We start from the raw sequence: 13,312 nt of genomic DNA, 5'->3' as shown, positions 1-13,312 counted from the left end.
CCGTGCAGTTTCCGCATCATTTTCGTAATCCATCCCTCGCGGAGCTCGCGCTCACCCACCGAAGCGCGGGCAAGCCGAACAACGAGCGGATGGAATTCCTCGGCGACGCCCTGCTGGGCGTGACCGTCGCCGAGTTGCTGTTCGATGCGCATCCGAATGCGAGCGAAGGCGAGCTGTCGCGGCTACGGTCCCAACTGGTGAACGGCCAGGCGCTGGCGGCGATCGCGCGCGATCTTGAATTGGGCGACAAGCTCAAACTGGGACCGGGCGAGCTGAAGAGCGGGGGCTTTCGCCGCGATTCGATCCTCGCCGACGCGTTCGAGGCGCTGGTGGCGGCGGTCTACCTCGACGACGGCTACGACGCGTGCCGCCAGGTGGTCAATCGCCTGTTCATGCCGCGCATCGCCGAACTGAAGCGCTCCAGCAAGGACGCGAAAACGCGCCTGCAGGAATGGCTCCAGGGCAAGGGGTTGCCCCTGCCCACCTATGAACTCATCGACAGCTACGGCGAAGACCACGCGAAGACGTTCGACGTGAGCTGTTCCATCGACGAGCCCCAATCCATCCGTATCGAAGGCCGTGCCGGCAGCCGTCGCGCCGCCGAGCAGGAGGCCGCCGAGGCCGTGCTTCGTCGATTGCAGGACATCAAACCATGAACGAATTCGATAACGATCCGACCCACGACGTCCGCGTCGACGACGATTTCCGCTGCGGTTACGTCGCGCTCGCCGGTCGTCCCAACGTCGGCAAGTCCACCTTGCTCAACGCGCTGATCGGCGTGCGCCTGAGCATCGTCAGTCATCGCCCGCAGACCACCCGTCACCGCATCCTGGGCATCTCGACCAAGCCGGAAGGCCAGATCCTCTACGTCGACACCCCGGGACTGCACAAGGGCGGCAAGCGTGCGATGAACCGCAGCATCAATCGCGCCGCGCGCGCGGCCGTCACCGAGGTCGATCTGGCGGTGCAGGTCATCGAGGCGGGGCGCTGGACGGACGAGGACGCGGCCATGTACGCCGTGCTCGCCGAACAGAAAGACCTGCCCCGGTTGCTGGCGATCAACAAGGTCGACCTGCAGAAAGACAAGGCCGCCATGCTGCCCTTCGTGGCCGACCTGATGCAGAAGCATCCGTTCGACGACGTGTATTACGTGAGCGCCCTGAAGTCCAAGGGGCTCGACGCCCTGGAGAAAGGCATCCTCAAGCGCCTGCCCGAACAGCCGGCGATCTACGGCGAAGACGAGATCACCGACCGCAGCGAGCGCTTCCTCGCCTCCGAGATGGTGCGTGAGCAGCTCATGCTGCGCCTGGAACAGGAGCTGCCTTACGCCACCACGGTGGAGATCGAGCGCTTCGAGGATCGTCCCGACGGCGTGGCCGAGGTGCATGCCGTGATCTGGGTGGAGCGCGACGGCCAGAAGGCCATCGTCATCGGTGCGGGCGGCGCGCAGCTCAAGGCCATCGGCACGTCGTCCCGCAAGGCGATGGAGCACCTGTTCGAGCGTAAGGTCTTCCTCAAGCTCTGGGTGAAGGTGCGCGAAGGCTGGGCCGACGACGAAAACCTGCTCAAGCGTTTCGGTTACGAATAAGCCGCGGGGGCGCGCGACGCCATGCGTATCGAAAGGGAGCCCGCCTTCGTGCTGCATGCGCGGCCGTACCGCGAGACGTCGTTGCTGGCGGAGTGCCTCACCCGCGATCAGGGCCGCATCGGCGTGGTCGCGCGGGGTGTACGGCGTGAGAAAGCACGCGTGCAGCGTGCCCAACTCGAACCGTTCCAGCGGCTCGAGCTCGACCTGCTGCTGAAGGGTGAGCTGGCGACGCTGCGCGATGCGGAGCCGGTCGGTCCGGTGATCCGCCTTACCGGCGATGCCGGCATGGCCGGGCTCTATCTCAACGAGCTGGTGGTTCGCCTGACCGGCAGGCAGGATCCTAACCCCGAACTGTTCGGCCATTACGAACGCACGCTCGCGCGCATGGCGGGCGGCGAGCCGCTGGGTTGGACCTTGCGGCGCTTCGAGCGCGACATGATGGATGCGCTGGGATACGCCTTGCAACTCGATGTCGACGCGAGCAGTGGCGACGCCATCGACCCGTCGTCGAGCTACTACTACGACCCGGAAGCGGGTCCGATGCCGGGTCGGCCGGGAGACCCCGGCGCGATCCGCGGCTCCGACCTGCTGGCGCTGGCGGCCGATAGTTCACCGGATGCCGCGGGGCTTTCGTCGCTGCGCCGGATAATGCGGCAGGTGATCTCGTTTCACCTTGGCGGAGGCGAGTTGCGGGCCTGGCGGGTACTTCGCTGAGTCGAGGCGGCCCGGCTACCGTCGACGACGTCGGCTCCCACACACGTCGGGCTTTGCGCGGGAGCCGTTGACGTGGCCCGATCGCTCAGGCCAGTGAGGCGTCCAGTGCCGTCATCGTGGCGCGAAGCGCTTCGCGAAAGCGTTCCAGTGCCGCGCCGTCGGCACGCCCGTGATCGACGAGGTGCTTCTGCAATGCCTTCACCTGCATCCCCAGCCGCGCCGTGCCGCAGAAACCGCACGCCGATCGCAGCCTGTGAAGCCGTTCGATGAAGGCGTCCGGCTGGCCGGCATAAGCGCCGAGCTCGTCATCGAGCGCGGCCAGCTCGTCCCGAAGCAGCCCGCGCAACGCGCGCATCGTGTGGGCGTCCCCCGTCGCGGCGAGGGCTTCGTCGTCATCGAGCACCTTCGCCGTCGAGGCCGCTTCGGACACGGATGACAGCGCATGCCCGAGGGCCGCCACCCGACACGGTTTTTCGATGACGCCGGCGAAACCGGCGTCGAGCAGGCGGCGGCGTTGTTCGGGCGTGACCTCCGCGCTGGTCGCGAACGCCGTCGCATGCCGTGACGCGGCGGAAGCCGTCGTGCGCAGCGAGGCCAGCACGTCTTCCGCGCCGGCGCCGGGCATGCGGCAATCGAGCAGCAACGCGTCGAAGGGCAGGCGCGAGGCGAACTCCAGCGCTTCGCGGCCATCGGCGGCCAGGGTAGGGAGATAGCCCAGGGCCTTCAGGGCGGCAGCCAGAAATTCGCGCGTCGACGCGTCATCGTCGGCGACCAGCACGGCGCGCCGCGCGGTTTCGGAAGGGGCGGGGAGGGGATCCAGGTGGCGATCTGCCATGCAACGTTCCATGTCGTTCATCAGGATTTGGCAGAATGGACGAGCATGCTCCCCGTATCAACCCGCTCATGGATGGTTCTTGCCTTTGCCTGGTGCCTCGTCGCCTGGGCGGGCGCCGCCTATGCCGGCGTCTCGGTGGGAGCGGACAGCCTGGATCTGCCGGGTTTCAGCCTGAGCGGCATGAAGGCCGACATCTCTCGGGCCGACAGCGGCAAGGGCGTGACCGTCAAGCTGTCGGCGGCGCGGGCCGACGTGCCCTCGATGGGCTGGAAAAAGCTCGGCCTGGGCGTCGACGGCGATCTGGATCGTGACGAACTGGGGCGCTGGATCTTCGATGGCCGTGTCCGCCTGCGCGGTGCGCCGGGTGGCGCGTTGACCGACGCGACGCTACGCATCGTGGCCGACGATGCGGCCAATACGCTCGAGGTGTCGGTTCGCCAGGACAAGGCCGGCGCGGAACTGGCCCTGCCCATCGATCAACCCACGCACGCTCAGATCACGCTCAAGGGGTTGCCCGCGGGTTGGCTGCAGGGACTGGTCTCCACCGTGTGGGCGGGGCGACTGGAAGCGGGCAAGGTCGACGCCGATCTCGCCCTCGACCTGCTCGACAACGGCGTGCAGGCAGCCGGCCAGTTCGCCCTCGATGGCGTGGGATTCGATACGCCGGGCGGCAAGATGGCGGGCCAGAAACTGTCGGGCGGCGGTCGCCTGGGCCTCGACAGCCAGCCGTCGGCGACGACGATCGAACTGGACAGCACGCTCCGGGGCGGTGAGTTGCTGCTCGGGCCGCTTTACGCGGCGTTGCCCGCGCACGCGGTGCAGTTGTCCCTTTCCAGCCGCTCGGAAAAGGGCTCGTTGGCGATCCAGCGCCTGCGCCTGACCGATCCGGATGCCCTGCAACTGGAAGGCGAACTCGCCTTCGACGCGAAGGGCGACCTCGACCGGCTCGACATCGATCGCGTCAACGCGCGGTTCCCGGCCGCTTACACCCGCTATGGCACGGGCCTGCTCAAGACCGTCGGCATCGATGCCCTGGAAGCCGTGGGCGGCCTCAGCGGCCGCGCATCGATGGATGCGAAGGGCCTGTCCGCCTTCGCCTTCCAGACCGATAGCCTCGATCTGTCGTTCGCCGGGGGACGCCTGGGCATCGCCGGGCTGCACGGCGCCGTCGACTGGAGCGCCGACGGCGATCGTCCCGCCACGAAGCTCGGCTGGCGGGCACTCCAGGTGCTGAAGATTCCCAACGGCGGTGCGGAGGGCACGTGGCAAAGCCGCGGCGGCACGCTCTCGCTACAGAAACCCTTGAGCATTCCCGTACTCGACGGTCACCTGCGTGTCCTCGGTCTGGGCCTGAGGCCCGGTGCCGCCAGCGGCGAGCGCCTGCAGACCTCGCTGGCGCTTACCCAGGTGGACATGGCCGCCTTCTGCCGCGCGTTGGGCTGGCCGGAGTTCAAGGGCACGGTCGGAGGCGCGGTGCCGAACCTGCGCTACGTCGACGACAGGGTCGAACTGGGCGGCGGCCTGTCGCTCAACGTGTTCGACGGCTTCGTCGACATCACCGGCATGACCCTGTCGCGGCCGTTCAGCGACGCGCCCGAACTCACCGGCGACATCGCCCTGCGCAACCTCGATCTGGGCTTGCTCACCTCGGTCTTCGATTTCGGCAGCATCACCGGGAGGATGGATGGCCACATCGACGACCTGCGCCTCGTCGCCTGGAAGCCCACGGCCTTCAAGGCGAATTTTCTCGCCGACGAAGGCGGCCGGATCAGCCAGAAGGCGGTGAACAACCTCACCTCGGTCGGCGGCGGCGGTATCGCCGGCGGCCTGCAGGGCACGATGCTGAAGATCTTCAAGACCTTCGGCTATCGCCGCATCGGGTTGTCGTGCGTTCTCAAGGGGGATGTCTGCACCATGGGCGGCCTCGGCCCGACGAAGGAGGGCTACACGATCGTCGAGGGCAGCGGCCTGCCACGCCTGACGGTGGTGGGGCATCAGCGCGAGGTGGACTGGCCGACGCTGGTGCGGCGGTTGGAGGCGGCGACCGAGGGCGGCGGGCCGGTCGTTCGTTGAACCGATCGTATCGGCGAACCGGGATCGCCCGTGCGATGATGGGGCAGGATCCTACGGAGTGGCTTTTCATGCGCAAGTTGCTGATAACCCTGGTCGCCGCGACCGCCGTGGCCCTCGTCGGCTGCGTCACCATCAACGTCTATTTCCCCGAGGCCGCGGCGCAGAAGGCGGCCGACCAGTTCATCGGCAACGTGCTCGACGACAGCGGCGTGGCACGCCCCGCCGAGAAAGCGCCGGAAAAGGCCAAGCCGCAGGGTGGCGGCCCGTCGGCGTCGTTGCTCGACCTCGTGATCCCGCGGGCCATGGCGGCCGACAACCCCGATATCCAGATCCGCACGCCGGAAACCGACGCCATCCGCGAGCGGATGAAGAACCGCTTCGGCGGCCGCTTGAAGGGCCTGTTCGACAACGGGGCCGTGGGCTTCACCGCCGATGGCCTGGTGGCCGTGCACGACGCGAATGCCCTCCCGTTGGCACAGCGCTCCCTCGTCGACCAGGAGAACGCCGATCGCAACGCCCTCTACAAGGCCGTCGCCGCGGCCAACGGCCACCCCGAGTGGGAACCGCAGATCCGCAAGACCTTCGCCGACGGCTGGGTCCAGCGCGCGCCCTCGGGCTGGTATTATCGGGACGCCTCCGGCGCCTGGAAGCGCAAGTAGGCTCTCTTCGCCAGGAATCCGCCGTCCGTCGCGCGGCGTGTCCTCCCAGCCAGCCCGGGCCCCCAGTCCGGGCTTTCAGTTTTTTGAGCGCATGACCGAATTCGAAGCCACCATCACCGACCTCAGCCACGACGGCAGGGGTGTCGCCCGCATCGACAACAAGGCCACCTTCGTCTCCGGCGCGTTGCCGGGCGAACGCGTACTGCTGAAGTACCGCAAGCGGCATCGCAACTACGACGATGCCGAGGTCGTCTCGGTCATCGAGGCCTCGCCCGATCGCGTGGAGCCGAAGTGCCGCCATTTCGGCCAGTGCAGCGGCTGTTCGCTCCAGCATCTTGCCCCGGCCGCGCAGATCGCCGCCAAGCAGCACGTGCTGGCCGAAAACTTCGAGCGCATCGGCAAGGTGGCGCCTGAGTCGTGGATGCCGCCGCTCACCGACGAACCCTGGGGCTATCGTCGCAAGGGGCGCTTTTCGGTGCGCTTCGTCAACAAGAAGGATCGCGTGCTGGTCGGCTTCCGCGAGGAATCCAATCCGCGTTTCGTCGCCGACATCGAGCGATGCGAGGTGATCCACCCGGCCATCGGGCCGAAGGTGGGCCTGTTGGCCACGCTGGTGCAGAACCTCGACGTGGCCCGCGACATTCCGCAGATCGAGTTCGCCGCGGGCGACGACACGGTGGCGCTCGTCTTCCGTCATCTCTCGCCGATGTCCGGCCGCGACCGCGAGACGCTGACGGCCTTCGGCAAGGCGCATGGTTTCGCCATCTACCTGCAGCCGGGCAATCACAGCAGCGTGCACGCGCTGTGGCCCGAGTCGCCGCGCCTGGCGTTCGGCATCCCCGCCGCCGGTGTCGAGCTGGAATTCCTGCCGCTCGACTTCGTGCAGGTCAACGCGGGCATGAACCAGCGCATGCTGGCGCGCACGCTCGAGCTGCTCGATCTCAAGCCCACCGACCGCGTACTCGACCTGTTCTGCGGCCTGGGCAACTTCACGCTGCCCATCGCGCGCCACGCCGCCGACGTGGTGGGCGTGGAGGGCGAGCATGGCCTCGTCGAGCGGGCCGCGGCCAACGCGACCCGCAACGGCCTGGCCAACGCGTCGTTCCGCGTGGCCAACCTCTTCGACGACCAACGCAACGAGCCCTGGGCCAAAGCGTCGTGGGACAAGCTCCTGCTCGACCCGCCGCGTGCCGGTGCCGACAAGGTGCTCGAGTACCTGCCGCGCAAGGGCACCGACCGCGTCGTCTACGTGTCCTGCCATCCCGGTTCGCTCGCCCGCGACGCGGGCATCCTCGTCGAAAAGGGTTTTCGCCTCGTCAGCGCCGGCGTGATGGACATGTTCCCGCACACCGCGCACGTCGAATCCATCGCCCTGTTCGAGCGCCGCTGAGCATGGGCATCGAGATCGAGCGCAAGTTCCTCCTGTCCGGCGACGGCTGGCGCGGCCTCGTCGAGCGAAGCGAAACGATCGCGCAGGGTTACCTGGTCGACGCCGGTGCCATCGCGGCGGGGCACGCGAAGTCGTCGGTGCGGGTACGCCGCTCGGGTGAGCTGGCGTGGCTCAACATCAAGTCGGCCACGCTGGGCATCGAACGCCAGGAATACGAATATCCCATACCGCTGGACGACGCCGAGCGCATGCTCGCCGATCTGTGCGACGGGCTGCTCGAAAAGCATCGTCATCATGTCATGTTCGAGGGCGCACACTTCGAGATCGACGAGTTCCTCGGGGCGAACGCCGGGCTGGTGGTGGCCGAACTCGAATTGCCCAGCGCCGGTGCCGACTATCCGCGTCCCGACTGGCTGGGCAGGGAAGTGAGCCACCAGGTTCGCTATTTCAACGTCAACCTCATCGCACGGCCCTACACGCAGTGGACGGCCGACGAACGGGAATCCTAAGGAGCCTACCGTGCTGATCATCGGCTTGTCCGGTACCGCGTTGCAGGCGCACGAGCACGCCCAGCTCACTGCGCCGGGCGTATCGGGCGTCATCCTGTTTTCCCGTAATTTCCAGTCGCGCGAACAGGTGTCGGCGCTGATCGATGCCGTGCGCGAAGTGGCGGGCGACGACTTCCTGGTCTGCGTCGACCAGGAAGGCGGCCGCGTGCAGCGATTCCGCGAAGGCTATACCCGCCTGCCGCCGCTGTCGCTGTTGGGACGCCTGCATGACACCGATCCCTCGGCCGCCATCGAGCGCGCCGAGGAACACGCCTGGATCATGGCCAGCGAAATGCGCGCCACGGGCGTGGATTTCAGCTTCGCCCCGGTGGCCGACCTCGATCGCGGCAGCGCGGCCATCGGCAACCGCGCGTTGCATGCCGATCCCGAGGTGGCCTCCGACCTCGTGCAGGCCTACGTGCGTGGCATGCACCTGGGCGGCATGGCCGCCGTGCTGAAGCACTTTCCCGGCCACGGTTCGGTAAAGGAAGATACGCACGAATCCTCGGCGATCGACCCGCGCTCGAAGGACGACATCATGCGCACCGACCTGCGTCCCTTCGTCGCCGGCATCGAGGCGCGCGCCGAGGCGGTGATGGCGGCGCACGTGAAATACACCGCCGTCGACGACCAGCCGGCCGGTTACTCGCACGTGTGGATCGAAGAGATCCTTCGCGGCGAACTCGGCTTCAAGGGCTGCGTGTTCGGCGACGACATCAGCATGGCGGCGGCGGGCAGCGCGGGCGGCATCGCCGCGCGGGTCCACGCCAACCTCGACGCGGGCTGCGATCTCGTGCTCGCCTGTTTCCCCGAGGCCGTTCCCGAGGCCATCGCGGCGGTGAAGGGGCGCCGTCCGTCGCCGATGGAGCGCATCGCTCCCCTGCGCGGCGAGATCGCCTCCACCTGGGAAGGCCTCGTCGACAACCCCCAACGCGATCGCTTCATCAAGCGCGTGACTGCACTGGAGTCCTGACCCATCATGTCCACCCCCGCTTCGCTCGAGCACGCGCTCGCGCATTCCGACGTCCTGTTCACCCGCGACCGGCTCGATGCCGAAATCGCCCGCATGGGACGCGAGATCGATGCGTCCCTCGCCGGCGAACGCCCGGTGTTCCTCTCGGTGATGCACGGCGCCCTGATCTTCGCCGGCCAGCTTGCGCTGTCCATCCGCACCGATCTCGAATTCGATTACGTGCACGCCACCCGCTATCGCGGCGAAACCAGCGGCAGCGACCTGCACTGGCTGCGTCGTCCCGAGGTGCCCCTGAAGGATCGCACCGTGCTGCTGGTGGACGACATCCTCGACGAGGGCCACACGCTGAAGGCCGTGCGCGATGCCTGCCTGCAGATGGGAGCGAAGCGCGTGCTGCTGGCGGTGCTGTGCACCAAGCTCCACGGCCGCCGTGCCGAAGGCATCGAGGCCGACTTCAACGGCGTGGACCTGCCGGATCGCTACGTCTTCGGCTACGGCATGGATTACCACGAACAGGCCCGCAACCTGCCGGCCATCCACGCCTTGAAGGACTGAGTCCGATGAGCATCGATCTCGCCATCATCGGCGGCAGCGGCCTCTACGCCTTCGAGGGCCTGGAGAACGTCGAGCGCCGGTCGGTCGACACGCCCTTCGGCGCCGCCTCCGGCGATGTCGTCATGGGCGACTACAAGCAACGGCGCCTGGCGTTCCTCGCGCGTCACGGCGAGAGCCATACCGTGCCGCCGCACCGGGTGAACTACCGGGCCAATCTGTGGGCGTTGCATTCGCTCGGCGCGCGCCGCGTGCTGGCCGTGAACGCCGTCGGCGGCATTCGCGACGACATGGGCCCGCGCACCCTGGTGGTGCCCGACCAGATCATCGACTACACCCACGGCCGCTACACCAGCTTCAACGACGTGGAGGGGGCCGAGGTTCGCCACATCGACTTCAGCGAGCCTTACACCGAAAGCTTGCGCCAGGCCGTGCTCGCCGCGGCCCGCGCGGAAGGGTTGGCCATCGTCGACGGCGGCGTGCACGGCGTCACCCAAGGACCGCGGTTGGAAACCCGGGCGGAGATCGCGCGCATGAAGCGCGACGGCTGCGACCTGGTGGGCATGACCGGCATGCCCGAGGCGACGCTGGCCCGCGAACTCGACCTCGAATTCGCCTGCCTGGCGCTCGTCGCCAACTTCGCCGCGGGTGCGGGCGACGAGGCCGAAATCAGCATCGAGGAAATCTTCGCGCATCTGAAGGCGGCCACGGCCAACGTGTTCCCGATCGTGGGACGCCTGATCGCGACCCTTTGAACTCGGAAATAATCCCAGTTGCGCTTTTGTCGGAAACATGATGATACTTCGCAGGCGCCGCGGGGGCAGGCCAAGGGAATCCATGGGGAAGCCTCGCCGTCCGGGTGCTTCCAGTCCATGTCCAGAGGTTTCCGCAAATGCGTTTCGGTACGGTCAAGTGGTTCAACGACGCCAAGGGTTTCGGTTTCATCGCGCCCGAGGACGGTGGGGAGGACGTGTTCGTCCACTTTTCTGCGATCAATTCCAAGGGCTTTCGCAGCCTGCAGGAAGGCCAGCGCGTGAAGTTCGAAGTGACGACGGGCCCCAAGGGTGCCCAGGCGTCCGGCGTCGAAGTCGCGGCCTGATCGGTCCGCAAACGACGTTCTAAAAACCCCGTGCCGTTGCGCGGGGTTTTTTTTAGGGGAAACACCGACGGTTACGCCGTCGGCGCGCGGACATCGATCGGCGCGCGGGACGGCTTTGCCTGCGCGGCCGCGAAGGGCATCGTGGCGGGATGCCCCGCGTCCGTGGTTCGTCACTTATCGAATGCCTCGTCGCCCTGGCGATCTTCGCGATCGGCAGTGCGGCGCATGCCACGTGGCTGGCCCATTCCCTCGGCGTGCACGCACGGGCGTCCCGTTCGTTCGCCGCGACCACCATCGCCTTGAACCTCGCCACCCGCATGCGCGCCCACCCCGACGGAATGCGTCGGGGCGATTACACAAAACCGGCAAACCACCGCGAGATGGCGCGATTTCGGCGCGATCTCGCCGAGTACCTCGGCCGTGGCGCGAGCGGCACGGTCGATTGCAAGCCCGACCTCTCTTGCCGTATCCGGATCGCGTGGGCAGAACGGGAGGAAATCACGTGGTTCGTGCCGCCACCTCCGCCCGAGGTATGACGCTCGTGGAGCTGCTGGCGGGTCTGCTCGTCGCATCCCTCGTTGCATCCGCCGTGACGGTGTCCCTTTCGATCGATAGGCATGCGCACGTGCGTTACATGCATGGCCGTCGCGCGGACGATGCGGCTTGGCTGATCCTCGCGGCGGTCGCCAACGATCCCGTCGAAGCGAACTGGCCCGTTGCCGGTCACACGCTGCGGCACGGAAAGTCGCGGCAGCCGTTCGCCGACGGCGTGCGTTCGCTGCGTTTTCTTCCGGAAGAAGGCGGGCTCGTGGAGCTTCGTCTCACGCTCGCGGACGGCCGCACGTTTTCGCGGGTGGCGCGAATGCCATGAGGCGCCGTCGAGCGCGCGGCTCGATCCTGCTGCTGGTGCTGGTGGCGCTCACGATGATGGCGTTGCTGGGCGCTGCGTTCGCCGATGCGGCGGCCCGTCGCTCGGCGGCGGCGAGGGCCTATCGCGAAGCCGCGAAAAAGGCGTTCGAAAGCGAGACTTCCGGCGGTGGTCAGCCGTGGCGGCGCCGTGCGACCATTCCCGATGGCGCGGACGGCGCGTCGTCGAACGGGGCATTTCATGGATCGCAGGCGGTTTCTCCAGGGCGCGTCGATCGCGTCGGGCCTGGCACTGAGCGGTAGCGCGTTGGCCAAGGCCGTGTCGTCCACCGGCAAGGCATCGGGCGGCGGCATGATTCCCCGCGTGTGCTCCACCTGGGATTTCGGCGTGGCGGCGAACCAGGCCGCATGGAAAGTGCTGTCGTCCGGCGGTCGTGCGCTCGATGCGGTGGAGCAGGGCGCGCGCGTACCGGAAGCGGACTTGCGCAACCACAGCGTGGGACGAGCCGGCTATCCCGACCGCGACGGCAAGGTCACGCTCGACGCCAGCATCATGGACGAGCACGGCAACTGCGGCGCGGTGGCCGCCATGGAGCACATCGCCCATCCCATTTCCGTGGCCCGCCGCGTGATGGAACGCACGCCGCACGTGCTGCTCGTAGGCGACGGCGCCACGCAGTTCGCCATCGAGCAGGGCTTTCCGCGCGAGGAACTGCTCACGCCCGAGTCCGATAAGGCGTGGCACGAATGGCTCAAGACGGCCAAGTACAAACCGGTCGCCAACAGCGAAGTGAAAACCTACAACGCGGGACCGGGCGGCACGCCGGGCGACGCGAGCAACCACGACACCATCGGCATGCTGGCCATCGACGCGCGCGGCAACCTTTCCGGCGCGTGCACCACCAGCGGCATGGCCTGGAAGATCCACGGGCGCGTCGGCGACAGCCCGATCATCGGCGCGGGCCTGTACGTGGACAACGAGGTCGGCGGCGCGACCTCCACCGGTGTCGGGGAAGAAGTGATCCGCAACGTCGGCAGCTTCCTCGTGGTGGAACTGATGCGCCAGGGCCGTTCGCCCGAAGACGCCTGCCGCGAAGCGGTGGAGCGCATCCTCAAGCGCAAGCCCGAAGCCAAGGACGTGCAGGTCGGTTTTCTCGCCATGGACAAGAAGGGCAACGTCGGCGCTTGGTCGATCCAGAAGGGCTTTTCGTACGCGATCTGCGATGCGCGAAAGCAGGATACGCTGCTGCCCGGCAAGAGCACGTACTGACATGGCCCTGCTGGAAGTCGCCGCCAATTCGGTCGCTTCGGCGTTCGCGGCGCAGGAAGGCGGCGCGCATCGCGTCGAGCTGTGCGCGAGCCTCGACGAGGGCGGGGTCACGCCGTCTCACGGCACCATTCGCCTTGCGCGCGAGGGGCTGGAGATTCCGCTCTACGTGCTCATCCGGCCGAGGGCAGGTGACTTCGTCTACGAAAACGCCGAAATCGAGGCCATGCTCGACGACATCGCGCATTGCCGCCAACTGGGTTGCGCGGGCGTGGTCGTCGGCGCGCTCACCCCCGAAGGCGAAGTGGACGAAGATGCCTGCGAGCGCTTCGTGGAGGCGTCGGGCCCGATGGGCATCACGTTCCATCGCGCCTTCGACCTCGTGCCGGATCGCTCGTCGACGCTGGAGACGATCATCGACCTGGGCTTCGATCGCGTATTGAGTTCCGGTGGCATGCCCAGCGCGGTGACGGGTGCCGCATCGCTGGAAAAACTCGTCAGGCAGGCCAGGCAACGCATCGTGGTGATGCCCGGTGCGGGCATCACGCCCGACAACGTCGCCTCGCTGCGCGACGCGACCCATGCGGTCGAGTTCCATGCATCGGCCAAGCGTCGCCTGCCGTCGGCGATGCGCCGCGCGCCCGCCGACGCGCTGGGCATGGGCGACGGCGAAACGCGCACCGATCCGGCGATCGTGCGGGCGCTGGTGGCTGCGTTGGCCTGAGCGGCTTGCTTCGCAGGGATCGC

17 protein-coding genes are annotated in these 13,312 nt (G+C 67.6%); 16 read left to right on the top strand and 1 reads right to left on the bottom strand.

What is annotated here, in order from left to right; all coding sequences use genetic code 11:
• Positions 1 to 2 precede the first annotated feature (2 nt).
• From rnc to recO, 3 genes are read left to right on the top strand one after another with little or no spacing between them, the layout of a single operon-like run.
• A complete protein-coding gene (rnc, locus tag L2Y94_RS12780) occupies positions 3 to 656 on the top strand; it encodes a ribonuclease III (RefSeq protein ID WP_247367057.1) in 654 nt (217 codons plus the stop codon).
• Positions 653 to 1,588 carry a GTPase Era gene (gene era, locus L2Y94_RS12775; protein WP_247367056.1) on the top strand — a complete coding sequence of 312 codons (936 nt, stop codon included), beginning with the start codon at positions 653 to 655 and terminating at the stop codon, positions 1,586 to 1,588. The genes rnc and era overlap by 4 nt, the downstream gene beginning before the upstream one ends.
• A 21-nt stretch (positions 1,589 to 1,609) precedes the next feature.
• Positions 1,610 to 2,302 carry a DNA repair protein RecO gene (gene recO, locus L2Y94_RS12770; protein WP_247367052.1) on the top strand — a complete coding sequence of 231 codons (693 nt, stop codon included), beginning with the start codon at positions 1,610 to 1,612 and terminating at the stop codon, positions 2,300 to 2,302.
• Between the two features lie 85 nt (positions 2,303 to 2,387).
• On the opposite strand, the gene L2Y94_RS12765 is transcribed toward recO, so the two are convergent.
• Entirely contained in the window at positions 2,388 to 3,137 is a 750-nt protein-coding gene (locus tag L2Y94_RS12765; RefSeq protein WP_247367051.1) for a response regulator, read from the bottom strand.
• 45 nt (positions 3,138 to 3,182) lie between these two features.
• On the opposite strand from L2Y94_RS12765, the gene L2Y94_RS12760 reads away from it, so the two are divergent.
• From L2Y94_RS12760 to L2Y94_RS12700, 13 genes are all read left to right on the top strand, one after another.
• Positions 3,183 to 5,210, top strand: a complete 2,028-nt coding sequence (locus L2Y94_RS12760) for a hypothetical protein (protein WP_247367050.1) — start codon at positions 3,183 to 3,185, stop codon at positions 5,208 to 5,210.
• A gap of 68 nt (positions 5,211 to 5,278) precedes the next feature.
• Positions 5,279 to 5,869, top strand: coding sequence for a YdbL family probable chaperone protein (locus L2Y94_RS12755; protein ID WP_247367049.1), 591 nt, complete (start codon positions 5,279 to 5,281; stop codon positions 5,867 to 5,869).
• A gap of 91 nt (positions 5,870 to 5,960) precedes the next feature.
• A complete protein-coding gene (gene rlmD, locus L2Y94_RS12750; protein ID WP_247367048.1) occupies positions 5,961 to 7,259 on the top strand; it encodes a 23S rRNA (uracil(1939)-C(5))-methyltransferase RlmD in 1,299 nt (432 codons plus the stop codon).
• Between the two features lie 2 nt (positions 7,260 to 7,261).
• Positions 7,262 to 7,768, top strand: a complete 507-nt coding sequence (locus L2Y94_RS12745) for a CYTH domain-containing protein (protein WP_247367045.1) — start codon at positions 7,262 to 7,264, stop codon at positions 7,766 to 7,768.
• Positions 7,769 to 7,778: 10 nt separating this feature from the next.
• Entirely contained in the window at positions 7,779 to 8,780 is a 1,002-nt protein-coding gene (gene nagZ, locus L2Y94_RS12740) for a beta-N-acetylhexosaminidase (RefSeq protein WP_247367042.1), read from the top strand.
• A 6-nt stretch (positions 8,781 to 8,786) separates the two neighbouring features.
• Positions 8,787 to 9,335 carry a hypoxanthine-guanine phosphoribosyltransferase gene (locus L2Y94_RS12735; protein ID WP_247367040.1) on the top strand — a complete coding sequence of 183 codons (549 nt, stop codon included), beginning with the start codon at positions 8,787 to 8,789 and terminating at the stop codon, positions 9,333 to 9,335.
• Positions 9,336 to 9,340: 5 nt separating this feature from the next.
• The gene (locus L2Y94_RS12730) at positions 9,341 to 10,087 is read left to right on the top strand and encodes an S-methyl-5'-thioinosine phosphorylase (protein ID WP_247367039.1); all 747 of its coding nucleotides are present in this window, start codon (positions 9,341 to 9,343) and stop codon (positions 10,085 to 10,087) included.
• Positions 10,088 to 10,224: 137 nt separating this feature from the next.
• Positions 10,225 to 10,431 (top strand): cold-shock protein, encoded by a 207-nt coding sequence (locus L2Y94_RS12725; RefSeq protein WP_045829421.1) that lies wholly within the window; start codon positions 10,225 to 10,227, stop codon positions 10,429 to 10,431.
• Between the two features lie 149 nt (positions 10,432 to 10,580).
• On the top strand, positions 10,581 to 10,967 hold the full coding sequence (locus L2Y94_RS12720) for a type IV pilus modification PilV family protein (protein ID WP_247367037.1): 387 nt from the start codon (positions 10,581 to 10,583) through the stop codon (positions 10,965 to 10,967).
• Positions 10,934 to 11,302 (top strand): pilus assembly FimT family protein, encoded by a 369-nt coding sequence (locus L2Y94_RS12715; RefSeq protein ID WP_247367036.1) that lies wholly within the window; start codon positions 10,934 to 10,936, stop codon positions 11,300 to 11,302. The genes L2Y94_RS12720 and L2Y94_RS12715 overlap by 34 nt, the downstream gene beginning before the upstream one ends.
• Positions 11,299 to 11,601 carry a hypothetical protein gene (locus tag L2Y94_RS12710; RefSeq protein WP_247367024.1) on the top strand — a complete coding sequence of 101 codons (303 nt, stop codon included), beginning with the start codon at positions 11,299 to 11,301 and terminating at the stop codon, positions 11,599 to 11,601. The genes L2Y94_RS12715 and L2Y94_RS12710 overlap by 4 nt, the downstream gene beginning before the upstream one ends.
• Positions 11,540 to 12,568: a glycosylasparaginase gene (locus tag L2Y94_RS12705; RefSeq protein WP_247367021.1), complete on the top strand. Its 1,029-nt coding sequence runs from the start codon at positions 11,540 to 11,542 to the stop codon at positions 12,566 to 12,568. Before L2Y94_RS12710 ends, L2Y94_RS12705 begins: the two co-directional genes overlap by 62 nt.
• A gap of 1 nt (position 12,569) precedes the next feature.
• A complete protein-coding gene (locus tag L2Y94_RS12700; protein ID WP_247367020.1) occupies positions 12,570 to 13,289 on the top strand; it encodes a copper homeostasis protein CutC in 720 nt (239 codons plus the stop codon).
• The last annotated feature ends 23 nt before the right edge of the window (positions 13,290 to 13,312 follow it).

This window comes from Luteibacter aegosomatis (genome assembly GCF_023078455.1).
GTDB lineage: Bacteria > Pseudomonadota > Gammaproteobacteria > Xanthomonadales > Rhodanobacteraceae > Luteibacter > Luteibacter aegosomatis.
The sequence above is the reverse complement of the archived record's forward strand: the minus strand, read 5'-3'. Positions and strand labels throughout refer to the sequence as shown.